Genomic DNA, 25,411 nt, shown 5'->3' on the forward strand with positions numbered 1-25,411 from the left:
CCAAAAGTTGATTAATTTCTAAAAACTCAATTGAGTTTGATATATCTTCTAAATTCATTGTATCAGATTTTGAAGACAAAATTAATAAAATAAATCAATAGCCTGACGGCTATGGTGTGTCACAGAACACGGTTTAAAAGTCTTTTGTCTAATGTCAATAATCCAAACTCCTCCATTCCTAAAGTCCTTTATCCTTAAGTCTAAAATCTAACGTCTACAATCCAACCTCCTCCAGTCCTAAAGTCCTCTATCCTCAAGTCCCACATCCTCCTCTCCTCAATTTTGTTTTATGCGTTGCAAAATGTAAGTTTGGGTAAACTAAAATCCATACTTCATCCATGAAACGCTATTTTTTACTTACCATACTCAGTCTCACTCTTTTGTCTGCCTTCTCGCAAAATGTTTTAGTAGAAAAAACACGTGAATTTCGCAAATCGAATGAACATCGTCTTTTGAATGAATTCATGGGTTTGTTATCGATACCAAATGTAGTGTATGATACCGTCGGGATTCAGAAAACTGCAAACTATATCGTAAAAATGATGGAGGAAAGGGGTATCAAAGCTCAAAAGTTAGATGCCAAAACCAAAGGGGTTCCTCCTGCTATTTTTGGCGAAGTAATTGTGCCTAATGCTACAAAGACGTTGGTCTTCTATGCTCATTACGACGGTCAGCCAGTAAATCCTAACCAATGGGCAGAAGGTATCAAACCTTTTGAAGCTGTTTTCTTGGACGGTTCTTTAGAAAAAGGCGGAAAAATCATTCCTACGCCCAAAGCCACAGAAAGTATCAATCCCGAATGGCGAATTTATGGTCGCAGTGCTTCTGATGACAAAGCAGGAGTTTTTACTATTCTGTCAGCTTATCAGGCTATGACAAAAATGGGCATTAGTCCGAAAGTTAATTTAAAATTCTTTTTTGAAGGAGAAGAAGAAGCTGGTTCTACCCACTTGGAAGAAATTTTAGATAAGCATAAAGATAAACTCAAAGCTGACCTCTGGGTAATTTGTGATGGACCAGTCCATCAATCTGGACGCAAACAGGTTGTGTTTGGTGTACGCGGAGATGTAAATATGGAAGTAAAAGTATATGCCTCTAAACGACCACTCCATAGTGGACATTATGGCAACTGGGCTCCCAATCCTGCTAATTTATTAGTTAATCTATTGGCATCTATGAAAGATGAAAAAGGGAAAGTATTAATCAAAGATTTTTATGATGATGTTACACCTTTAACAGCCTTAGAAAAACAAGCTTTAGCCAATATTCCTCCTCCCGACGAACAAATGAAAAATGAATTGGGTTTTGTCCGTGCAGAAGGTGATGGTAAGTCATTAGCAGAATTAATTAGTTTGCCTTCTTTAAATATCAATGGCATAGCGAGTGCCAATGTAGGTAAAATGGTTGCCAATATTATTCCTACTTCGGCTACAGCGGCTTTAGACTTACGCTTAGTGCTAGGAAATGATGCTCAACGACAGGTGCAAAAAGTAATTAATCATATCAAAGCTCAAGGCTATTATGTCACTACCAACGAAAGTATAACCGACGAAGAGCGATTAAAGTATCCACTCATTGCCCGTGTACAAGCTAAAGATGGATACAATGCGCAACGGACTAAAATGGATTTGCCAATAGCTCAACTTATCATTAAAGCTGTGCAGAGTACTTCTAAAGAGGACATCGTGTTGATGCCAAGCTCAGGTGGAAGTTTGCCTTTGTATTTATTTGGCAAATATTTGTCAACTACTACCATTACTGTCCCTATTGCCAATCATGATAATAATCAGCATGCTGAAAATGAAAACATCAGAATACAAAACCTTTGGAACGGCCTTGAAACGTATGTAGCATTGATGAATATTCAATAAATTGAACAGTATAATTATAGTGTATATCAGCTTTTTGAAATTGAAGCTGTTTAAACTTTCTGTTTATGAGGTGAAAGTATTGTATTTTTGAATAGCTTGTTTCAAAATTTGCGAAGCATAGCATCGCTACGTTGAGTAAATTTTGGAACAAGCTATTCTAAAAGACTTAGTTTAACCCGAAAGGGAAAGTTTAAACAGCTTCATTATAATCCATAACTATTACTTATCTTTAACCATCTAAATAAACCCTTTTAATAATGAAAAAACGTCACCAAGTGCTGTTAGTACTTGCTATTTTATCTGTCATAACTTTTCTAGACCGCATTGCATTTTCTACCGCAGGAGAACGTATCACAAAAGAACTAGGACTTTCGCCCGTACAATGGGGTTGGATTTTAGGCTCATTTACCTTAGCCTATGCCCTTTTTGAAGTTCCAACAGGTTTATTGGGTGATAAAATCGGGGCAAAATCGGTTTTGATTAGAGTAGTATTATGGTGGTCGTTTTTTACAGTATTAACGGGTTTCTCCACTGGCTTTGTCATGCTACTTGGCATTAGGTTTCTATTTGGCATTGGCGAAGCGGGTGCATATCCGAATATTGCTATTGCCTTGGCAAAATGGTTTCCTGCTAACGAACGTGGACAAGCCCAAGCCATCATTTGGGGTGCTTCGCGTTTAGGGGCGGGTTTAACACCACTAGTGGTAATTCCGATTCAACAGCGGTATGGTTGGGAGGCATCTTTCTATGTATTAGGCTTTGTAGGCGTAATTTGGGTGATTTTCTGGTACTTTTGGCATAAAGAAGACCCTACGCAGGCAAAAGATATTTCAAAGAGTGAGTTAGATGAAATCTTAGCGAAGCGTCAATTAGATAATCATGCAGATAAAGTACCTTTTAGGAAATTTCTGAAAAGTAAAAACTTATGGTTTCTGATGGGAATGTACGCTTGCTATGCAACAGGCATTTATTTCTTTCAAACATGGTTGCCTAAATACTTGCAACAAGGTAGAGGGGTCAGCGAAGACCAACTAAAATATATCAGTTCTATCGCTTTTCTATTGGCAGCATTTGGCTGTTTTATGGGTGGCTTTATTAGCGATATTTTAGTAAAGAAGTATGGCAAAAAATGGGGACGAAGAATTGTTCCGATGACTGGCATGGGTATTTCAGGTATATTTTTAATTATCTCGGCCCTTACTGTTAATAACACGGTTGCCATTGTCTTGCTTTCATTGGGTATGGCTTTTATGGATGTTACTGCACCAGTAGCTTGGGCGGTTTCAATGGATATTGGAGGAAACAGAAGCGGGTCTATTTCTGGAGCCATGAATTCAGCAGGATTGTTAGTTGCTTATTTAAATACCGTAAGTTTCGGGTATCTAGTGACTAATTTTGGATACAATTTTCCTGTGCTGTTACTTGGTGTCATCGTAATCATTGGTGCATTTTTATGGTTAAAAATTAATGCCGAAGAAACTATAGAGTATAGATTATGATTATACTTTTGTAGTATAAATCTGTGGAGGATATTTTACCCGCTGATTTCACAGATTTGAAACCGCTGATTTAAAGTTTCGATAAATTAAATTCTCCGTCATCTGCATAAGTATTCAGCGTAAATCTGCGGGAGATATTTTACCCGCTGATTTCACAGATTTGAAACCGCTGATTTAAAGTTGTGATAAATTAAAAATCTCCGTCATCTGCGTAAGTTTTCAGCGTAAATCTGCGGGAGATATTTTACCCGCTGATTTCACAGATTTGAAACCGCTGATTTAAAGTTGTGATAAATTAAAAATCTCCGTCATCTGCGTAAGTTTTCAGCGTAAATCAGCGGGTAAAAAAAATAGACAAAAAAGCTCAATGCTAAAAAAATACTACCATGGAAAACGAACAACATCAAGACGATAAGCTCGACCGTATCATCGAGGCTAGAATGAAATTGAAAGCTCGTTTTGAAGAAAAAATGAAAGCGACGCCTTCAATGGCTGATTCAAAACCTCAAGGAAAGGGGCCTATCAATAGGCACGGTATGCCAACTACTCCAGTTGGACAAACCCTAACTGTTAAATGGCCTGTCTTAGATTTGGGGTATCAACCAAAAATCCCTTTAGACAAATGGCGATTGATTATTGATGGCGAAGTAGAAAAGCCATTGATATTAACATGGGATGATTTTATGGCTTTGCCACAAACGGAGGATGTCTCAGATTTTCACTGTGTAACTACTTGGTCTAAACTAGATATGGTATGGCAAGGCGTACGTTTGTTAGATTTAGCGGACTTAGTACAACCCAAAGAAACTGCTACGCACATAATGTGTTATGGCTATGACACTTATACAACGAATGTGTCATTAGAAGAAGCCCTAAAGCCAGATGTATTGTTGGTGCATACCGTAGACGGTCAACCTTTGGCTGTAGAACACGGTGGACCATTACGGATGATTACGCCACAGTTATACGCTTGGAAAGGCTCTAAGTGGATTAAAAGGATAGAATTTATGCCTAAAAACAAGTTAGGTTTTTGGGAAGAAAGAGGCTATTCAAACACGGCTTATCCTTGGAGGAATGATAGATATAGTTAGTGAGGATTTAGTTGTGAATGAGTGAGTTGTGAGTTAGTGATTAAAAAAATAAAATAATTTTGGGATAATTGATTTACGACGAAGCTCCTTTTAAATTGTTCAATCACTAGCTTACAATTAAAAAAACTAACTCACAATTCACTAACTCACAACTATTTCAATCACTAAATCACAATTCACTCAATCACAATTATTTAACCCACCTCTGTGCCACAGCCACGGCGTATTCAACAAAAGATTTTACCGTAAATTCATATATTTTATTACCTGTTGATTCAGAATGCTCATCTAAATTTGATGATGTTTCATGCGACTCATAGATTCTTGGCGAAACCACTGAATATTGATGCGTGAAATTGATGATTTTATTAATAACTGTTGTCAATTCTAAACAAGGTATTTTTCCGCCACGTCCGTTCGAAACCCCTGCCAAAGCAAATACTTTGTTATCAAAAAGATGCACAAAATCCTTTGAACCTAATTGGTGTAGCGCATTTAATAAATCTCCGTTCACCGTCCAATTATATTCTGGACTTACCAAAAAAACTAAATCAGCTTTTTCCCAAGCACCAATCAATTCGCTTTGAAAAGGAGTTAATTCATCTTTGTTAATTACTCCTCTTCCTACTGAAGGAATATCAAAATGATGGAAATCTACCACCGTGGTTGACTCAAAACCTTCCGCAGAGAGTACTTTTTGGAGATATTTAGAAAAGCGTAATGAGTTGCTGTTTTTTCTGGGCGATGTGGCAATAATAGCAATATTCATAATGTTCGTTTTAGGGAAATGGGTATTAATTAAGCCGTAAATTACAAAAAATGTTTAATCTATAGCGTTAACCGATGTCGCTATAAAAATAGTTCACAGGTATTTCATGATAGACTTAAGTCAAGAAAAGATATATTTGTTGCGAAACTCTTCAAAAACATTGTAAATTTTACTTATCTCATCCAAAATCATGCAAAAATCAACTAGAAGAAAATTTTTAGAAAATTCAACAGTAGCTTTAGCTACAGGAACTATTATGACAGGTATTGCTACCACAGATTCAGAAGCCGCTGCACCCGTAGCTGGCAAACTTTCGTTTATTCATCATGTATTTTTCTGGTTGAAAGACCCTTCTAATAAAAAAGACCATGACCAATTATTAGCAGCCTTGAAAGCATTAGGAAAAATAGAAGTAATCAAATCTGCACATATTGGACTTCCTTCTATCAATGATTTTGACAAGCCCGTAACTGACGCTTCTTATTCTTTTTCAGTAATGCTGATTTTTGCTAGTAAAGAGGACGAAGAAAAGTATTTGGTACATCCATTGCATAAAAAATTCGGAGCAGACAATCATCACTTATGGTCTAAAGTAGTAGTTTATGATTCAGCAGATATTTATGTTCAGTAGTGAATAGACTCTTTTAAAGCTTAATCGGCAATATAAGTAAAGACTCTAGTATTTTATTAATATATTTTTGACGAAACAATTAAAAAGTATTAGTTTTAAAGTAAAATTATCCTTTTTAATTATTGAAGCTGTTTAAACTTTCCGTTTCGGGTTAAACTAAGTCTTTTAGAATAGCTTGTTCCAAAATTTACTCAACGTAGCGATGCTATGCTTCGCAAATTTTGAAAAAATCAATTCTAAAATACAATACTTTCACCTAAGAATCCGAAAGTTTAAACCGCTTCATTCAAAAAATAACCCTTAAACAAGTTTTCAATGACCACACAATCCAATCAAAAGTCCCATCTTTATACATTAATGACAGTATGGTTCTTTTGGAGTTTCGTTGCTGCCTCAAACGGTATTTTAATTCCTTTATTCAAGGAAAAATTTGGTTTAGAACAATGGCAAGCACAATTGGTTGATTTTGCATTTTATATCGCTTATACGGTTGGTTCTATTTTATACTTTATCGTTTCGAGTGCCATAAAAAGTGATATCTTAAACAAAATCGGCTACAAAAATGGGATTGTGTACGGTTTAATTATATCGGCGTTAGGTACTTTGCTATTTTATCCAGCAGCCGAAATGAAATCTTTTCCTTTATTACTCTCAGCATTGTTTATTGTTGGTTTAGGGTTCTCACTTCAACAAACGGCTACACAGCCATTCATGATTGCCCTCGGACCACCAGAAACGGGTTCACACAGAATTAACTTAGGTGGTGCTGTAAACAATTTAGGAGGGACTATTGGTCCAGTAATCATCAGCTTCGCCATCTTTGGTTCAATTGCGGCTGATGCTGCTAAAAATGCAACCATCGAATCAGTAAAATTACCTTATTTGATTCTAGGAGCACTTTTTGTATTAATGGCTATTTTCTTCAAAGTATCTAAATTACCAAGAATAACGAATGACGAAGAAGTAGAAATCGGAACAGGTGTATTGAAATACCCACAATTAATATTGGGTATGTTTGCTATCTTTATGTACGTGGGGGTTGAAGTAACCATCGGTAGTAATTTAGGTGAATACTTAAAAGTAACTCAAGGTTTAGATTCGTCTCAGATTTCGCATTACGTTTCGATGTTCTGGGGAAGTATGATGATTGGTCGTTGGACGGCATCAATCAGTAATTTTGACGTTACTCCGACTACTAAAAAATTATTGACGATCATTGTGCCATTCGTAGCTTTTGCCATTGTATTAGGTGTAAATACATTGCACGGAAGCGATATGAGCGATTTGTATGCTTATGGTATTTGCGTATTGATTATGATTGCGGCGTTCTTCTACTGCGATGAAAAGCCTGTAAGAACACTCTTAGTTTTCTCTGGAATGGGTGCTTTGGCAATGATTATCGGTTTAGTATCTAGCGGAACTGTTACTTTATTCGCTTTCATTAGTGGAGGTTTATTCTGCTCGGTTTTATGGCCATGTATTTTCTCGTTGGGAACAGCAGGTCTAGGGAAATATACCAACCAAGGTTCAGCATACATGATTATGATGATTTGTGGTGGTGCCGTAGTACCAGTACTACAAGGTATCGTGGCTGATACAATCGGTATTCAACAATCTTATTTTGTGCCAATTATTTGTTTCTCTTACTTAGTATTCTTTGGAATAAGAGTACAAACTGTATTGAGAAGACAAGGAATTGATTTTGATAATGCTGTTGTTACAGGCGGTAAAGGTCATTAATAATTAATGGAATTACATTTTCAAAAATTTGGAAACGGACAAAAAATCCTGCTCGCCTTTCATGGAATTGGGCAGGATTTTTTGTGTTTCCAACAATTTGGCGAAACCTTTGGTGATACCTACACTACCTATGCTTTTGACCTCCCTTTTCATGGGAAAAGCCTCAATAACCATCCCATAAATGGCATTATTACCAAAAACATTTGGAAAGATTTTTTGAACAGTTTTCTACATCAAAATAAGATCGATTCTTTTTCAATAGTAGGCTTTAGTATGGGTGGTAGATTTGCCTTGGCTACACTAGAAGCATTTCCCGAAAAAGTTGAAAACCTAATATTAATTGCGCCAGATGGCATTTCTGAGCATCCAATTTATGCCTTTGCCACCCATTTTAATCTGACGAGGAGGTTATTCAAATACGTTATTTTTAAAGAAGATAAGCTATTGGTATTAACCAAGCTTTTTGCCAAAATGCGGATTGTCCCCGAAAGTTCTATACGCTTTGCCCATAGAATGCTTGATACTCCTCGCAAAAAAAAGCAAGTTTTTGAATCATGGACTGGTTTTAGGCATTTAAAGTTTAATATGAGCACCCTAGCCAAAATTATTCATTCACGAAATATTAAAGTAAGTATTTTCACAGGGAAATACGATACAATTTTGCCGACTAAACAAGTATTGCCTCTCTCACAAAAATTACCAAATGTTCAGATGATAATACTTGAAGCTGGACATACAAAAATGCTTGAAAAAGTAGTAGAATACCTACAAATGAATGATAAAATAATATAAAGTGACATCTATCCGACTATATTAAAACAATTATCCTTCCAATTTCGTATATCATTTGTATTATCATGTATAATGCGTAGCTTTCATTATCAACAAACGGTTAATACCATAATCATTTATGAGTTTTATCAATGCTATAGGTACGGCTGTTCCTGAAAACTGTTTTCCACAGATTCAAATTGCGGAATTCATGGCTTCTGCACTTCAAATGAATGAATACGACCAACGAAGACTAAAAGCGCTGTATCGTTCTACCAAAATCAATCAGCGATACTCTGTATTAACAGATTATGGTAAAACTATTGATGAGTACGAATTTTACCCAAATACATTAGATTTAGAACCATTCCCAAGTATTTCTCAAAGAATGCTTGCCTATAAAAAATATGCATTGCCTCTTTGCCTAAAAGCGATTGATAACTTAGGCACTCTTCCAGACATCACGCACATCATTACCGTAAGTTGCACAGGAATGTATGCTCCAGGACTTGATATTGAAATTATTGCGTCTTTACAGTTAAACACTACTATTCAGCGAACCGCTATTAATTTCATGGGCTGTTACGGGGCATTTAATGGCTTAAAAATGGCCGATGTTATCTGTAAAGCTAATCCAACAGCGAAGGTATTGGTTATTTGTGTAGAGTTATGCACACTCCATTTCCAGAAAAAAATGGATGAGGATTTTCTCTTATCCAATGCATTATTTGCAGATGGAGCTGCGGCTGTTTTAGTAACAGGAACGCCTTCAGCGACGGGGCAATCATTAGCATTAAAATCGTTTTTTTGTGATTTGTACCTTGAAGGGAAACAAGATATGGCTTGGCAAGTAGCCGACTTTGGTTTTGAAATGACGCTCACTTCATACATCCCGAAATTGGTAAAATCAGGCATTAAGGCACTAACAGATAAATTATTAGAAAACTGTGGATTGATGACACAGGATATTTCATTATATGCTATGCATCCTGGGGGAAAAGCTATCTTAGAAGCCATTGAAACGGCGCTAAGTATTAGTGTGGAGGACAATCGGTATGCCTATCAGATTCTGAGGGATTATGGAAATATGTCGTCGGCAACAGTACTTTTTGTATTGAAGGCTATCATCGAAGATATAGCAAATGTTCGCAAAAACCAACATATTCTAAGCTGTGCTTTTGGGCCAGGACTGACGTTAGAATCTATGATTCTGGAAATCGTTTAGCGTTTCTCTAAAAACCATACTTCAACGAGAACATAATTCCGCTACTGTATAAATTAACCTTTCCTCGCCCTACTTCTTTCAAAGGTGCTTTCAAATAAGGTTCTGCTTGGATAGAAAGATGGTTATTGATTCGTTTCTCAAACCCAAATGAAATATTCAAGCTACTCATAAAATAATCATTATCTCTTTTCCAAGATACATATCTAGGGAAATTAGGTGGCACTGTAGCTGTTTCGGGATAATAATATTCATATCCTTCTGTCAACATCAAATAAGAAGATGCCCCTGCACTTACAAACCAAGTATCTTTAGCTTTCTGTAAAACATTGTAACGGATATTAAAAGGTATATCCAAAATTTGACAATCGCCCTCAACACTTGTAGGCAAAACAGGGCGGGTAGCCCAGTTTTTTGCCCACGCATGATAGTTTTCGATACCCGTACTGTATTTTTTTGAACTATAAACTGCACCTGTTTGAATAACGATACGCTTTGTGATATTATACTCGAATAATATCCCTGCCGATTTACCAAGTGCAAAACCTGCTAAGCTTTCTACTCCATTTGCATCTGGTGCAATAGATAATCTAACCCCAAAACGTGAAAATTTATTAGATTTAACGAGCGGACTAACACGAGGTTCACTGCTACTCTCTTCAAATTCTGGCAAAGTGATTTCTAACGCTGATTTTAGTGGCTTTAAGGGCTTGCCAGTAAGTAATGACAAGCTTTCAGATGTTTTTAATGAATTATCTCTTGTCACATTTCCTTGGGTGAATGATACACCCTGTCCTATCTCTTTTTTCCCAATATTATCTATACTTCTTTGTCCATCACTATTTATTCCTGTCTGACGAATATTCGATACCTCCTGAACTCGACTAGTATAATTAAAATTAGTAAATGATTTAGAGGTTACTTTATTCTTTACTAAGCTTGGGATAGACTTAAATGTTTTTAATGACTTTGAATTGACTTTTTCATTGTGTTTTGAAACAGCATCAACCTTATTTTCTATCACTGTGCCTTTATCAACACTTTCAACTTTAGGTTGTACGGTTGTTTTTTTATCATCAGGTACTGAAACAGCATTAGCATTAGTAATATTTTCACTTAGTTCTTCTCCCTTTGTAGTGCTTTGTTTAGATGCTTTTGATACCTCTTTTTGACTTTCTAATTGATTATTGTTTAGTTGTGTTTCCGTAGTTAATTTTTCTGTGAGGTTATTTTTAGTAAAATAATATATCGTAATCCCACTCACAAAACATAGCAAAAACAGCAATAATAACCATCTTTCGTATTTATAACGACTTTTTGGTATTATTGCAGACTGGGGCGCTAGCTTATTTTTAAGTTTATCCAGAGACGACTGGTCAAACGGGATTTCTACCTTATCAGAGGCTTCTCTGATAAGGTCATCCAGTTCATCATCGGACATATCCCACCACTTATCTGACATCTTTTTAGTAAGATTCTTTGTTGAATCTTTATTTTATTCTTTTGTTATTTTTAAAAACGTTTACTTAACATTTCTCTCAAATTAACCCGCGCACGAGCTAAATTTGACTTTGAAGCACTCACTGAAACGCCTAGCATCTTTGCTATTTCTTCATGCGAGTAACCATCTATGGCAAACAAACTAAAAACAGTTCGATAAGTTGGAGAAAGCCTTTGCACAAAAGATAATAGTTCTTCATAAGCAAGATTAGCTGATGCCTCATCACTCCTATCGCTCACATTTTCTGCATATTCTATATCATCATGGTCATAATGCTTATGGTTTTGCCTGTAATAATCTAGTGCAGTATTAACCATAATTCTTCTGAACCAATTCTTAAACGATTTATTCAAATCAACCTTTTCGGCATTGTTAAATACTTTTATAAACCCATCATTAACAATCTCCACAGCCTCATCCCGCGTTCTGGTATAACGCAAGCAGACACTCATACCGTAGCCATAAAACTGCTTGTATAGCAATTCTTGACTCTTAGAATCGCCGTTACGGCATCCTTCGAGTATGATTTGGAGGCTGTTATTCTTATCTGTAATAATGGGCATTTTGAATACGTTTCATTACCATTACGGTTTTTATCACAAAAGGTTGCGTAATAATATAGGCAATATATGTTTTTTTTTATTCTTTCCTTATTCAACAATTAAGATAACTATCCCAAACCAATAATTCATGATTTTCAAAGTTTTTAATTAACTTTGTTTGATTATACCCCCTTAAACACATGACTATCCATAAAGAAAGTAAAGGTACTATTTTAGTTACAATCATTTTTTTAACCATTTTAAATAGTGCAGTTGCTTATTTTTTTCCTGAAAATGAATTATTACGCAAAATTGTTATCGCTTTTAGCGTAATATTTGCATTGATTATTTTACAATTTTTTCGTGTACCTGTTCGTACAACGGAAAAAAATTCAAAACACGTCATTGCTCCAGCCGATGGAAAGGTAGTGGTAATTGAAGAAGTGGTTGAAACTGAATATTTCAAAGAACCACGCCGACAAGTTTCTATTTTTATGTCGCCTATCAATGTTCATATCAATTTCAATCCAATTTCTGGTATTGTTTCTTATTTCAAATATCATCCTGGGAAATATTTGGTAGCTTGGCATCCAAAATCAAGTACTGATAATGAAAGAACAACCGTTGTGGTAAAACACGATAACGGCACGGAGGTTTTGTTCCGTCAAATTGCAGGAGCATTAGCCCGTAGAATTTGCTGGTATGTAAAAGAAGGACAGGCTGTAGAACAAGGAAAAGAATTTGGTTTTATCAAGTTTGGCTCAAGAATAGACATTTATCTTCCTTTAGATGCTAAAATTTTAGTGAACTTAGAAGACAGACCAATAGGCGGTGAAACAGTGATTGCTGAATTAGCCTAATATTTTTCTAAACAATGAAGCTGTTTAAACTTTCCGTTTCTGTGGTGAAAGTATTGTATTTTTGAATTGATTTTTTCAAAATTTGCGAAGCATAGCATCGCTACGTTGAGTAAATTTTGGAACAAGCTATTCTAAAAGACTTAGTTTAATCCGAAAGGGAAAGTTTAAACAGCTTCAATATATATCCCGAAGGGTAAATTAAAAATTTTAAGTATTTTTAATTTACCCTTTTTGTGTTTAACACCATTTTTATACCTCAATCTCAAGAAATGTTCAATCGCTTATTATTCATTGTTGCAGTTTGTTTACTTTGGAACTGTTCTAGTTCAAATAAAAAGGAGACTTATATTCCTCCTGTGCCTTCTAATAAAACTGGAAAAGAATTAGCCCAGACCTACTGTAGTAGTTGCCATCAACTACCCTCTCCTGATTTATTAGATAAGACGACTTGGGAAAGAAGCGTGTTGCCTAAAATGTCGTATAGATTAGGGTTAGAGCCTGATATTTTTAAAGTGTACAACGGAATGTCTCCCGAGGAATTACCAATTCTTGCGGCTGCCAATGTATTTCCCGAAAAGCCTGTGATTGCCCCAGAAGATTGGGCTAAAATCATTAAATATTATATCGATAACGCTCCAGAGAAACCCCTTCCACAAGCTCCAAAAGAAAAAGTTTCTCTGGGCTTAAGCAACTTTAGGGTGGTAGAAATACAAGGAATTCCCAACAAAATACCTTATGTAACTTTTGTTAAATTTAATCCTGCTCAGAAAAATATTTATATAGGCTGGCGCGGATTACAAAGTTTTCTGAAAATTTTTGATTTAGGATTTACACAAACAGATTCGTTGAGTGTTCCTAGTCCTGTTTCAGATATAGATTTTTCTACAAAAAATAATAGAGTATTAACCATGGGTTTGATGGACCCTAATAATTTCAGCAAAGGTAGTTTGTTCGAAATCAATGCTCAGAAACAACAAAAGCCTATTATAGAATCATTACAGAGACCTGTACAGGCAACTTTTGGCGATTTAAATCAGGATGGACAAGAGGATTTTATCCTTTGCAATTTTGGTAACGAAATCGGGAAATTAGCTTGGTATGATGGCAAAAATAAGCAAGAACACCTTTTAAAGGCACTCCCAGGAGCAAGAAATACATTCATCAAAGATATGAATGGGGATAACCTGCCCGACATTGTGGCATTGATGACGCAAGCCCGAGAAGGTATTTTTATCTTTTATAACAAAGGCAATGGGAATTTTGAAGAAAAACAAGTCCTCTCTTTCCCTGCTGTATATGGTTCTAGTTACATGGAATTAGCAGATTTCAACAAGGATGGCTTCGTGGATATTTTATATACCAATGGAGACAATGCTGATTTTTCTATTATCCTCAAAAGCTATCATGGCATCAGAATTTTCATGAATGATGGCAAAAATAATTTTAAGCAAACTTATTTCTACCCGATGTTTGGAGCATCCAAAGCAATGGCAGCCGACTTTGATTTAGACGGAGATTTAGATATTGCTGCGATTTCATTCTTTACAGATCCCACACAGAAGCCTCATGAGGATTTCTTGTTATTAGATAATCAAGGGAATAATCAGTTTAAGGTGGCTACGTTCCCTGAGGCTACTCATGGGAAATGGATGGTAATGGATGTAGGAGATATGGATCAAGACGGCGATGCTGACATCATATTAGGCTCGTTTTTACGAAGAGGTATGCCTGATGTTGAACAGTTAAACATGGGGCGGAAATTGCCTCCCTCTGCGATTATTTTAGAAAATAAAAAGAGAACAGCAAAGGCTATTCTCTAAATATAATTTTATCTTGATGAACAAAATTGATGATTTATAATCTTACACCATTTCTTCTATTAGCTTAATGATTTGCGATAAGCCTTCTGCATCTGCTTCAGAAAAATCGTCTAATTCATCTGAATCTACATCAAGCACTAGGAATACTTCTCCGTTTTTGTTGATAGCAGGTAGCACAATTTCAGATTTTGATGCCGAAGAGCAAGCAATATGTCCAGGGAAGGCCTCTACGTCTGGCACTATGACAACTTCTTTAGTCGTATAGGCATGCCCACAAACACCTTTATTGAAATTGATGCGTGTACAAGCAATAGGGCCTTGGAAAGGGCCTAATACTAATTGATTCTCTTTCTTTAGATAAAACCCTACCCAAAAGAAATTGAAAGCTTCTTTTAATGCTGCTGATATATTAGCAAGATTTGCCGTTAAATCGTTTTCTCCTGAAACGAGTGATTTGATTTGTGGCAAAAGACTTTCATAAATTTCTTTACGATTAGTCGTTGATGGAATATACAAACTTTCTGACATGCGTATTAAGCGGTAATAGGTTGGAAGTAGCGTTTCATCCAGCTTTGTGCTGCACTTACTTGCCAATTGTTTTTAAATTCGCCGATATTAGCCACTAAATTATTAAAGATTAAGGTATCAGGATGAATGATTCCTTCGGCTACAAGGCTTTTAATTTTCAACATCTCTACACTTTGAAGTGCATCTTGATGAATGAACACGATAGAGCGGTCGAAGAAATTAATATTCATTTCAGCACTAAGCTCTTTCAACCAACGCGTAGAAGCATCAATAGAACAACCAGACGCTTGATTCTGGGCTTCGTCTACGGCTACTACAATAAAACGGTTGTGTAATATTTTTACCGAACCTACTAAAGGAACGCCATGTGCTGCCCACTGATTTACCTGTGCTTCAAGGGTCTCTAGCACATAAATAAATTCAGTATCGCTTAAATTTTTATCAGTCTGATATACCCAAACACGGGCATAATCGGGCATTTTTTCAAAAGGAATAAACATATTTTTTCTGTTTTCTTTTTCACTAAAGAGATAATGATTTTTAAGCAAAATCAGTTCCTAAAAATTAACGGCTTTAACCTGTAACTCCAAGAGTTTACAAATTAAAGCCGTTGACGTATATAGCTAATGAGTTGAAAGTTTATGAGTCAAAGGGATTTTATAAACTTCATTCCCCTTCTTCTACTGATGCTCGTCTCTTAACAAATCATTCACTGTTTTTACAGGATTGAATGTAATTAAAGGTACTTCAACAAAAATGGTATTCCAGTCAGCCATTGCTCCATTCCAAAGACCTGGCAACTCTTGCGCTTTCAAGTCTTTACCATCTTTAGATTTTTGGGTAACAAAACCTGTTTTAGGGTCACGGAATTTTAGTAAATCAAATTTTTCCCCTTTACTATTTTTCAAAGCACAAATTAAATCTACAGGGTTGAAGTGCGTTGAATTATTAAAAATTTCTTTTTGTTTTTCATCTTCTAAATCAACCTGAGCCGATTCAACAATTTGTAAAGAAGTAGTTCTGTCAGCGTTTTTACACCAGAAAGGCCCCCCCCCAGGTTCACCAGTATTTTTTACAACCCCACAAACACGAAGCGGACGATTAAGCTTTTTAAGGAAATAAGCTATTTTGTCGTTATGAGGTAAATCTGTAAAATTTGATGGTTGCAATACACACAATTCTTTTTCAAAAAATTCAGTCAATTCTATAATCAAAGGTTGCGAAGCAAACTGAGTTAACTGATGCTGATAGTCGAATATTTTGTCTTGATAATATACCAATACTCCTGCCAAAGCCTTTTTATAGTCATAGGTAGTTTGTTTGATACGGTCTGGCACCACATTATCAATGTTTTTAATAAACACGATGTTGGCATCAATATCATTCAAATTAGCTAACAATGCCCCATGACCTGCTGGACGAAACAGTAATGACCCATCTTTTTCACGAAAAGGTGTGTTGTCTAGGTTTACTGCAATGGTGTCTGTCGAACGACGCTGTTCGGAGAACGTAATATCATAGCTCACACCAAAAGCAACTTCATAGGTGGGCACTACCTGATCTAAAAGCATTTGGAAACGGCTTAAATGTTCGGGCGAAACAGTAAAATGTAGTTTTACAACACCATCGGTGTTAGCATAATTTGCCCCTTCTACCAAGTGTTCTTCAATGGCTGTTCTATTGCCTGTGTCATATTTATGAAACTTTAAAAGTCCTTTTGGTAAAGAGCCATATTCTAGTCCTTTGCTTGTTAAATAATAGTCGGCAATGGTTTTTTCGTCGGCATTTTCAGGGAGAACTTTCTGCAAATCGTCATAAAATGCAAACTCAGGTAATCTTTCGAAGAACTGATTCGTTGATTTATCTGATTTTCCTTCTTCCAAAAAGGCAAATAAAGACTTAAACATCCTTGAGGCTGCACCCGATGCAGGAACAAATTTCAATGGCGTAATGCTTTTCACTTTACTTTCATAAAGGCTTACATATTCGGCCAATTTCTCGTCAGAAAGCTGTATTACACCATTTTCAGGAGTAGCGGCCTTTTGAAGCTGCATAAATGGGAATCCATCTTTGAAATCCTGAATTTGCTGTTCAACAGTTTCTAAGTTAATGCCTAATTCTTGAATTTGATTGAGGTCGTTTTGAGTAAACATAGTAATTTGGTTTGCGGTAATCAATATATGCAGTAATAAGTTATTATCTTTCTTACAAATATATAAGTAAAAAATTATACCAGCCTGTTAGGTATTATTTTTTATAAATAATGCCATTTTTCATCACAAATATCACATTTTTGATATGAGAGATACTCTTTTCTGGCTCTCCTTCAACGGCTATTATATCTGCAAAATAGCCATTTTTTATTCTTCCTAGCTCTTTTAGTTTAAATACTTCTGCATTAATAGCGGTGGCCGATTGTAAAACATCCATAGGTTTCATCCCATATTCTACCATTAACTCCATTTCACGGGCATTTTCGCCATGTGGGAACACCCCTACATCTCCACCCATACAGATTTTCACGCCTGAATTTAAAGCTAGTTTAAAACTCTTGCGTTTTTCCTGAATACGTGTTGGCTCAGGCTCTTGTCCTTTTTTCCAGCCTTTGTATTGGGTAGTGGCATCACCAGCGGCCAAAGTCGGGCAAAAACATACCCCCTTTTCTTTCATTAAGGCAAATACTTCCGCATTTCCACCGTCGCCATGTTCTATTGTTTTAATACCCGCCATAATTGCCCGCCGCATTCCTTCGGTCGTTGAAGCATGAGCCACCACATCCCTCCCCGAACTCTTGGCAATATCAACGACTAATTTTAATTCTGACTCCAAAAAAGTAGGCTGAGCATCTTTGAAAGGTCCCCAACGATAATCGGCATATACTTTTATGACATCTGCTCCTTTCCCAATTTGGGTTCTCACTGCTTTTGATAAATTATCTATCCCGTCGGCCTCCTCTGCTCCTTGTATTACAGTTACATCTGACTGAAAGCCTTTTGGTCCATAACTACCTGTAACGACTAAAGCCCGCCCTGCTACTAACATCCGTGGACCTGCGATAATGCCTTTTTCAATAGATTGCTTCAAACCTACATCATCATAGTCTGAGCCTTCTGTGCCTAAATCTCTAACAGTAGTAAAGCCAGCCATCAAAGTGTTTTTGGCATGAACAGTCGCCCTGACGATGCGTTCCGCACGAGATTCTTTCAGTACTTGGTCGTCCCAAGAGGTTTCGTTGTAGGGATGAAGTAACAGGTGGGAATGTCCTTCAATCAGCCCCGGCAATAAAGTAGTATGAGGTAAATTGATAATTTCCGTATTTAACGGAACGTTTAGGTTTTCGCCCACAGCGATAATCTTATCTTTTTGAACCAATACTTGCCAGTTTTCATGAATCACCTCTCCATCGAAAACACGAGAGGGTTTAAGCAAATAAGTATTTTGTTGTGCAAAAGATGGTAGGCAAAAGAATGAAAGGATTATTGAGTAAAGTAAATGTTTTTTCATGTTTGCTGAAGAAGTTAGTTTATAAACAAAAATAGCACGACTCGTGAGAATCGTGCTATTAAAATGATTTTTTGTTTGCGGATTAGTGGATTTTGCAGACTTTAGGACTAGAGGATAATGAACTAAAAGACTTTAAGAATATATTTAGGCTACTGCTTCTATTTTGATAGTATTATCTCAATATTGACCAATCTATCATCCTGTTATTCTAACATCTAATAATCTCCCTGTCCTTTAGTCCATCATCCTCTAGTCCTAAAGTCTCTCCAAAAATCTACTTAATTCTAAACACAGTCTTCATCTCATATCTCACTTTAATCTTCTGTACATCGATAGTGCTTTCAGGCATGGCGTCTGCTGACTCTACTCTTGCTGATTTCATCATCATATTTGAATACATCGGTGTAGGTGAATAACCGTTATCTATTTCGTAGATTTCTAATGCATCGCCTAATTGCTCACCGATTCCTTCAAGTAAATACTTTGCTTTATCCTTTGCCGCTTGCAATGCCTTTATTTTAATCTCTTTTCTCAATTGCTCTATTTTAGAATATTCAAAGCGTTCGATATTAGTAGAAGCAACACCTTTATCATCTACTTTAGCGATGATTCCATCGATTTTATAAAGGTTAGATACCTTAATTACATAGTTTTTACTTTCTAAAAATATCGTTGGTTTTTTCTTACCAAACCATTCACGATAACCATTGATATTCCCTACTGTAAAGTTTTCTTTCACAATACCAGCCTCTTCAACACCCTTTTGGAGTTGTTTCTCTAAAGTCATAATATCCACTTTATTTTTGTTGTCTTTGTCCTTAAAGTACTCTCTGAGCGTTACAGATACATATATCTCATCTGGTAATACTTCTTGTTCTGCACTTCCTGTTACTTCAATTTTTTTAGGTTGAGGTTTCTCTACGATTACTTGTTGTGCAGTGCTTGCAAAAGCTCCTAGTCCGAAAGGAACAACGAGCATTAATAGTTTAGCTAATTTTTTCATCTGATTGTTTAATTTGATTTGACAGGGAAACGAGCCTTTTGCTTGAAAAGTATTTTGTTAACAAAAGATTAACATTGCTCATAAAGATAAAAATAAAGAGCCACAAGATTGAGATTAATGCTCAATTTGTGGCCCTTGGATAAAAATAGACTGTTGTTATTTATTGTACTGCAAAGCACTATCGTTAATAGTATATTTTCCAGATTTCATCAACTTTAGCATTTCTGCACCCGCCAATAACACAGGACCATAACCATGTGCTGCCAAAACATTCACTGGACGGTAATAATAAAAGGCTGGGTCAAAACCCATTCCTGTACCTACACAAACCCCTTCTACTTGCCCCTCTGCATTTACTTTGGTAGCTACAGCATTCCATGCTAATAAGGTCGCTGGGCCATACGCTTTAGCATCCAACCACCCTTTGTTAATGGCTCTAGCAAACGAATATGCATAAATAGCCGTTGCCGATGTTTCAAGGTATGAATCTGGACGGTCTAATAATTGGTGCCAGAAACCACTTCCTGTTTGGTATGAAGCCAAGCCTTTTGCATGTGCTTTTAACAATGTCAATACTTCTGCACGCCCTGCATGATTCTCTGGTAAAACATCTAATAATTCAACCATCGTCAAAATAGCCCAACCGTTGGCGCGTCCCCAGTGGAATTCAGGATGCGTTTCCATATCAGCTACCCAACCGTGCATAAATACGTTTTTCTGGTGATTAAACATTCTTTTAGAAAACTGAGAAACTTGTTTAACAGCATCATCAAAATAACGATTATCGCCTGTTAGTTTACCCATTTGTGCCAATGCAGGCACACCCATGAATAAATCATCTAACCAAAGTGTATTAGCTTGCGGACGATTACGTGCTAACGTACCATCAGCAAAACGAAATTCTTTTGTACTAATATAATTGATGTAGTTATCAATCAAAGGACGTAAATCTGTTTTGATGACCTTCCCTGTGGTTGCCTTAATCATGGCAGAACACACCGCACCACAGTCGTCTAAGGCATGTGGCATCAATACCTGACGAAGTCCTTTACTACTTGGATTTTGCTTTAATACCTCTTTGAAATAAGGAGCTTTCTCCGCTAGAAAAGTCATTCTTTTACGGGTATATTCATTGAAACGTTCATCGCCTGTGGCCTCGCTAGCTGCTAACATTCCTGAGTAAGTAACGCCCCATTCGTAGCTAGTTAAGCTAAAAGTTCCTCTTTCTACAACGGCACTAGTATCTATTTTAGAAAAATCTGTAATCTCCTTTTTAGTCGTATTGCTAATTACTTTGGTAGGTGTTACGGCATCCAAATATTTATGTACTCTATTGAGCAACTGGGTAACCTCCTCTACTTTCGGTGTAGTATAAGCCACAGGGTAATCTGGCTGAGCCGTATGAAGCATTTCTGAATGTAAAGATTTTTGCTGTGCCAAAGAAGGTAAAGCTGTACCTAAACATAACAGAAGGAGAAAAGAGCTTTGTTTAATTTTTTTCATGCTTAAATGTATTATGGTTGTTGAGAGCATAAAGGCAATACTCTCAGAAATCTAATGAAGTTTAAGTATATTTCATGATAAGATTGGTTATTCAAGTATATAAAATGATTTAATTTGGCATAAATAATTAAAAAACAATAATATGTTTAATCACTCTCAGAAAACGTTTTATATCATTTTAGGTCTTTTTCTCATCAGCTTTGGTCTTTCAGCCCAAAAGCCCGTTGTTACTATTCCTATACAAACCGCTCAGAACGCCTTGGTTTTTCAGACAGATCAAGAAAACCGTCTCGGAACAGTCTTCTTCGGCAAGAAGCTCGCTCAAGCATCAGAATATCCTGTAGTTTCTAAGGAATATAAAAACAGCGATGAAAATTCGGGGATTTTCAACTCCGTTTACACGCCTAGTGGTACTTGGAATTTAGTAGAACCTGCTATTCAAGTAAAACATGCTGACGGCAATACTTCGTTGGAGCTAAAGTATGTAAGCCATGAAGTAACAAAAATTGATGACAATGTTTCTCAGACAATGATTGTGCTGAAAGATCCTGTTTATGCGGTAGAAGTTAGGCTTTTCTACAAAACCTATTTCAAAGAGAACGTCATCGAGCAATGGTCTATTATCAAACATCAGGAAGCTAAAAATATTACTTTACAAAAGTATGCTTCTGCCAATTTGTATTTCATGGCAGATGATTATTACCTCAATCATTATCATGGTGGTTGGGCTAAAGAAATGAAGCCAGAGGAAACAAAGCTAACGGCTGGGATTAAAACATTAGATTCTAAATTAGGCACAAGAGCTAACTTATTTCAGCCTCCTACTTTCATGCTATCTTTCGATAAACCTGCCACGGAAGACTACGGAAAAGTATTATTAGGAACATTGGCGTGGTCTGGTAATTTCAAGATTGATTTTGAACTAGACACCTATCATAATCTTCGTTTATTGGCGGGAATCAATTCTTTTGCTTCTGAGTACTCTTTGGCTAGTAACCAAGATTTTAAAACGCCTTCATTCATCTTTACTTTCTCTGAAAATGGAAAAGGCGAAGCCAGTAGAAATATGCACAATTGGGCTAGAAAATACAGGATTTTGGATGGTGAAGGCTCTAGACTGACACTGTTGAACAACTGGGAAGCTACTTATTTTGATTTTGATGAGCCTAAACTTACAGAACTTTTCAAAGATGGTAAAAAGTTGGGCGTTGATATGTTTTTATTAGATGATGGTTGGTTTGCTAACAAATACCCACGAAATGGTGATAATGCAGGTTTGGGCGATTGGCAAGAAAACCGCAAAAAGCTACCGAATGGTATTGGTTATTTAGTAAAGGAAGCCACAAAGGCAGGCATTAAATTTGGTATTTGGGTAGAACCAGAAATGGTAAATCCGAAATCTGAGTTGTATGAAAAACACCGTGATTGGGTAATCCGTGAGCCTGAACGCCCAGAGCAATATTTTAGAAATCAATTGCCTTTAGACTTGTCGAATCCAGAAGTACAAGATTTTGTATATGGTGTAATTGATAATTTGTTTACTAAAAATCCAGAGATTGCTTTTATTAAGTGGGATTGTAATGCGGTAACGTATAATGCTCATTCAGAATATTTACAGAAAAAGGGGTTACCTCAAACCCATTTGTATGTAGAATATGTCCGAGGGTTGTATAAAGTATTAGAAAAAATCAGGGCTAAATATCCTAAAGTACCTATGATGTTATGCTCTGGCGGAGGTGGTAGAGTAGACTACGAAGCCTTAAAATACTTTACGGAATTTTGGGTAAGTGATAATACAGACCCACTTGAAAGAGTATTTTTACAATGGGAATATTCTTATTTCTATCCAGCCATTGCTCAGTGTAACCATATTACAGATTGGAGTAAAGTAGGTATTAAATACCGTACTGACGTAGCGATGATGGGTAAAATGGGTTATGATATTGTAGTAAGTGAGTTATCTGAAAAAGATTTACAGTTTAGTCAACAAGCCTTGGCAAATTATAAGAATGTTAGTGATGTTATCTGGCATGGTGATTTGTATCGTTTGAAAAACCCTTGGGAAAATCCTTATGCTTCGTTGATGTTTAGTAATGCACAACAAGACCATGCGGTGGTATTTTCATACTTAACTACCAACAGATACGACCAAGTGTTCAGTATTACGCCTGTGAAATTAAAAGGATTAGACCCTAAGAAAAGATACAAGGTTCAGGAAATCAATATTTATCCTGATACGAAGTCTAGCTTAGCAAAAGACCTTGTTTACTCTGGCGATTATTTAATGAATGTAGGTATCAATCCAGATATTACACGCAGAAGAACAAGTGTAGTACTAGAACTGACAGCAGTAAAATAGGTGATTTTTAGAAGATTTCAAAGACTTTTGGATTTATACTCGCCCTTACTTTTTGCCTTGATGCAAAAAGTAACAAAAAAATCAAGAATTCCTAAACTCGCTCCGCTCAAACAGTAGGAATTCGATGTTCATCAATCATAAAAAATCGGTCGAAAAACTAATTTCGACCGATTTTTTATGATTTTCAAATTTGGGATGACCCCTATTTTGTTTATCCGAAAGCTGAAGTCCGAAATCAGACAGCCAAACTATCTTACTCTGAAAGCTCTAACCATCTTAATTCTTTCTCATCCAAATCATTATTGATTTCTTCTATTTCTTTTGCCCAAGCAGTTAAGTCTTCATAACTACCGCCATTGTTTAATCGTGTCGTTAATTCTGCTTTCTTTTTTTCTGCTTTTTCGATGGCTTTGCCTAAATCTTCGTATTCTTTTTGTTCTTTGAAAGAAAGTTTTCTTTTCGTCGTTGAAACCTGAACAGAAGGTTCTAACTTATGATTATTCGTTGAAACTGGCTCACTTTTCGCTTTAGGTTTTTCGCCTAAAGTAATTTCGTTTTCTTCCAACCATTCTCTATAGTCAGTATAGTTTCCAGGGAAATCTCTAATTTGTCCGTCGCCTTCAAATACAAAAAGGTGTTCAACCAATTTATCCATAAAGTAACGGTCGTGAGAAACCAATAATAGACAACCTCCAAAAGCAATCAAGAAATCTTCCAAGATATTCAACGTTTGGATATCAAGGTCGTTGGTAGGCTCATCAAGAATCAAGAAGTTGGGGTTCTTTATTAATACTTTCATCAATTGCAAACGTCTCTTTTCTCCCCCCGAGAGTTTATCTACCGCCGCATATTGTACTTTCGGTTCAAATTTGAAGTGCGTTAAAAACTGGCTTGCAGAAATGGTTTCGCCCGTTCCTACCGTCACTACCTCCGCAATATCTTTGATAACGTCAATTACTTTATCGCCTGGTTTAAAATCTAAATCTCCTTGGGTATAATAACCATACACTACAGTTTCGCCCGTAGTAATACTACCAGAGTCTGGCTTTAGATTTTGGGTAATCATGTTCAAGAAAGTAGATTTCCCGATACCATTTTTACCAATAATACCTATTCGGTCTTTACGTTGGAAAATGTAAGAGAAGTTTTCAACAATCTTTTGATTGCCAAATCCTTTATTCAATCCCTCAATTTCAAGAATCTTACTACCTTGACGAGACATTTTTACATTCAAAGTAACTTTTGAATCGTCTTTAGATTGCGAAGCTTTTTCTTTCAGCTCATGGAAAGCATCGATTCTATATTGAGCTTTTGTACCACGCGCTTTTGGTTGGCGACGCATCCATTCCAATTCTGTCCTTAACGTATTTTTTGCTTTATCGATACTCGCCGCTTCCGAGGCTTCACGTTCAGCTTTTTTCTCTAAGAAATAACTATAATTTCCACGGTAAGGATATATCGTTCCGTTATCTAATTCAGCAATGTTATTACACACTCTGTCCAGGAAATAACGGTCGTGAGTAACCAACAATAAAGTGATATTCTGAGCAGAAAGTGTTTGTTCCAACCATTCTATCGTTTCTAAATCCAAGTGGTTGGTAGGCTCATCAAAAATCATCAAATCGGGCTCATCAATCAATACTTTCGCCATAGCTACACGCTTACGTTGTCCACCCGAAAGTTGAGAGATTTTACGCTCAAAATCGTGAATACCTAGTTTCCCCAAGATTTGCTTCACCCTACTTTCATAATCCCAAGCATCGTGCTTGTCCATCATTTCTAAAGCATCCGACAAAAGGTCTGAATCTTCTGGATTTTCCATCGCCTTTTCATACATTTTCAAGGCTTGATTGGCTGGAGAATCGCCAGTAAAAAGCGTATCCATTACACTCAATTGCTCATTAAAATCTGGATTCTGGAAAAGGTATCCTACCGAAATACCTTTACGGATACTTACAGTTCCTTCATCAGAAGGAATCAATCCTGCCAGAATGTTCATTAAAGTAGTTTTACCTGCTCCATTTTGTCCGACTAAAGCTACTTTATCTCCTTTCGAGATACCAAAATTTATGTTACGAAACAACCACCTTTCGCTGTAGTTTTTCGAGATATTTTCTGCTGATAAATAATTCATACTACAAAGGTAGGAACTAAAGCTGTAAAAGGATAGAGAGTTGAGGGAATTAGGTAGAAAGGG

General features: G+C 36.4%; 20 protein-coding genes. 10 read left to right on the plus strand and 10 right to left on the minus strand.

All coding sequences use genetic code 11. The features are described 5' to 3' along the window. Positions 1-338 precede the first annotated feature (338 nt). From VB264_RS19060 to VB264_RS19070, 3 genes are all read left to right on the plus strand, one after another. Positions 339-1,871, plus strand: coding sequence for a M20/M25/M40 family metallo-hydrolase (locus VB264_RS19060; RefSeq protein ID WP_323251933.1), 1,533 nt, complete (start codon positions 339-341; stop codon positions 1,869-1,871). A 257-nt stretch (positions 1,872-2,128) separates the two neighbouring features. Next, on the plus strand, positions 2,129-3,370 hold the full coding sequence (locus VB264_RS19065; protein WP_323251935.1) for an MFS transporter: 1,242 nt from the start codon (positions 2,129-2,131) through the stop codon (positions 3,368-3,370). A gap of 386 nt (positions 3,371-3,756) precedes the next feature. Further along, the gene (locus VB264_RS19070; RefSeq protein WP_323251937.1) at positions 3,757-4,461 is read left to right on the plus strand and encodes a sulfite oxidase-like oxidoreductase; all 705 of its coding nucleotides are present in this window, start codon (positions 3,757-3,759) and stop codon (positions 4,459-4,461) included. Positions 4,462-4,651: 190 nt separating this feature from the next. Here the strand turns inward: VB264_RS19070 and VB264_RS19075 are convergent, their stop codons facing one another. Further along, on the minus strand, positions 4,652-5,230 hold the full coding sequence (locus tag VB264_RS19075; RefSeq protein WP_323251939.1) for an NADPH-dependent FMN reductase: 579 nt from the start codon (positions 5,228-5,230) through the stop codon (positions 4,652-4,654). A gap of 190 nt (positions 5,231-5,420) precedes the next feature. Here VB264_RS19075 and VB264_RS19080 point away from each other — a divergent pair, with 190 nt between their 5' ends. The 4 genes from VB264_RS19080 to VB264_RS19095 all read left to right on the plus strand — a co-directional run bounded on the left by VB264_RS19080 (position 5,421) and on the right by VB264_RS19095 (position 9,597). After that, a complete protein-coding gene (locus VB264_RS19080) occupies positions 5,421-5,861 on the plus strand; it encodes a Dabb family protein (protein ID WP_323251941.1) in 441 nt (146 codons plus the stop codon). A 357-nt stretch (positions 5,862-6,218) separates the two neighbouring features. Continuing rightward, the gene (locus VB264_RS19085) at positions 6,219-7,601 is read left to right on the plus strand and encodes an MFS transporter (RefSeq protein WP_323251943.1); all 1,383 of its coding nucleotides are present in this window, start codon (positions 6,219-6,221) and stop codon (positions 7,599-7,601) included. Positions 7,602-7,607: 6 nt separating this feature from the next. Further along, a complete protein-coding gene (locus VB264_RS19090) occupies positions 7,608-8,393 on the plus strand; it encodes an alpha/beta fold hydrolase (protein ID WP_323251945.1) in 786 nt (261 codons plus the stop codon). Positions 8,394-8,511: 118 nt separating this feature from the next. Continuing rightward, the gene (locus VB264_RS19095; protein ID WP_323251947.1) at positions 8,512-9,597 is read left to right on the plus strand and encodes a type III polyketide synthase; all 1,086 of its coding nucleotides are present in this window, start codon (positions 8,512-8,514) and stop codon (positions 9,595-9,597) included. 7 nt (positions 9,598-9,604) lie between these two features. On the opposite strand, the gene VB264_RS19100 is transcribed toward VB264_RS19095, so the two are convergent. Both VB264_RS19100 and VB264_RS19105 read right to left on the minus strand, forming a co-directional pair. After that, entirely contained in the window at positions 9,605-11,056 is a 1,452-nt protein-coding gene (locus tag VB264_RS19100) for a porin family protein (protein ID WP_323251949.1), read from the minus strand. 50 nt (positions 11,057-11,106) lie between these two features. Then, positions 11,107-11,658, minus strand: coding sequence for an RNA polymerase sigma factor (locus VB264_RS19105; protein ID WP_323251951.1), 552 nt, complete (start codon positions 11,656-11,658; stop codon positions 11,107-11,109). A 179-nt stretch (positions 11,659-11,837) separates the two neighbouring features. Here VB264_RS19105 and VB264_RS19110 point away from each other — a divergent pair, with 179 nt between their 5' ends. Next, positions 11,838-12,497 (plus strand): phosphatidylserine decarboxylase family protein, encoded by a 660-nt coding sequence (locus VB264_RS19110; protein WP_323251953.1) that lies wholly within the window; start codon positions 11,838-11,840, stop codon positions 12,495-12,497. A gap of 269 nt (positions 12,498-12,766) precedes the next feature. Beyond that, positions 12,767-14,317, plus strand: a complete 1,551-nt coding sequence (locus VB264_RS19115; protein ID WP_323251955.1) for an FG-GAP repeat domain-containing protein — start codon at positions 12,767-12,769, stop codon at positions 14,315-14,317. Between the two features lie 42 nt (positions 14,318-14,359). Here VB264_RS19115 and VB264_RS19120 read toward each other — a convergent pair whose 3' ends face one another. From VB264_RS19120 to VB264_RS19145, 6 genes are all read right to left on the minus strand, one after another. After that, on the minus strand, positions 14,360-14,845 hold the full coding sequence (locus tag VB264_RS19120) for a GAF domain-containing protein (protein WP_309924554.1): 486 nt from the start codon (positions 14,843-14,845) through the stop codon (positions 14,360-14,362). A gap of 5 nt (positions 14,846-14,850) precedes the next feature. After that, complete coding sequence (locus VB264_RS19125; RefSeq protein ID WP_323251957.1) at positions 14,851-15,345, minus strand: hypothetical protein; 495 nt, start codon at positions 15,343-15,345, stop codon at positions 14,851-14,853. A gap of 180 nt (positions 15,346-15,525) precedes the next feature. Then, positions 15,526-16,998: a DUF4301 family protein gene (locus VB264_RS19130; protein ID WP_323251959.1), complete on the minus strand. Its 1,473-nt coding sequence runs from the start codon at positions 16,996-16,998 to the stop codon at positions 15,526-15,528. A 94-nt stretch (positions 16,999-17,092) separates the two neighbouring features. Then, a complete protein-coding gene (locus VB264_RS19135; protein WP_323251961.1) occupies positions 17,093-18,349 on the minus strand; it encodes a metal-dependent hydrolase family protein in 1,257 nt (418 codons plus the stop codon). 274 nt (positions 18,350-18,623) lie between these two features. Next, entirely contained in the window at positions 18,624-19,352 is a 729-nt protein-coding gene (locus VB264_RS19140) for an SIMPL domain-containing protein (RefSeq protein ID WP_323251963.1), read from the minus strand. A gap of 156 nt (positions 19,353-19,508) precedes the next feature. Then, positions 19,509-20,855, minus strand: a complete 1,347-nt coding sequence (locus VB264_RS19145) for a glycoside hydrolase family 88/105 protein (protein WP_323251965.1) — start codon at positions 20,853-20,855, stop codon at positions 19,509-19,511. A gap of 142 nt (positions 20,856-20,997) precedes the next feature. Between VB264_RS19145 and VB264_RS19150 the strand changes: the two genes are divergently transcribed. Continuing rightward, positions 20,998-23,214 (plus strand): alpha-galactosidase, encoded by a 2,217-nt coding sequence (locus tag VB264_RS19150; protein ID WP_323251967.1) that lies wholly within the window; start codon positions 20,998-21,000, stop codon positions 23,212-23,214. Between the two features lie 253 nt (positions 23,215-23,467). Here VB264_RS19150 and VB264_RS19155 read toward each other — a convergent pair whose 3' ends face one another. Continuing rightward, a complete protein-coding gene (locus VB264_RS19155; RefSeq protein WP_323251969.1) occupies positions 23,468-25,348 on the minus strand; it encodes an ABC-F family ATP-binding cassette domain-containing protein in 1,881 nt (626 codons plus the stop codon). Positions 25,349-25,411 lie beyond the last annotated feature (63 nt).

Origin of the sequence: Arcicella aquatica (genome assembly GCF_034928825.1) — a bacterium.
In the GTDB taxonomy this organism is placed as follows: Bacteria; Bacteroidota; Bacteroidia; order Cytophagales; family Spirosomataceae; genus Arcicella; species Arcicella aquatica.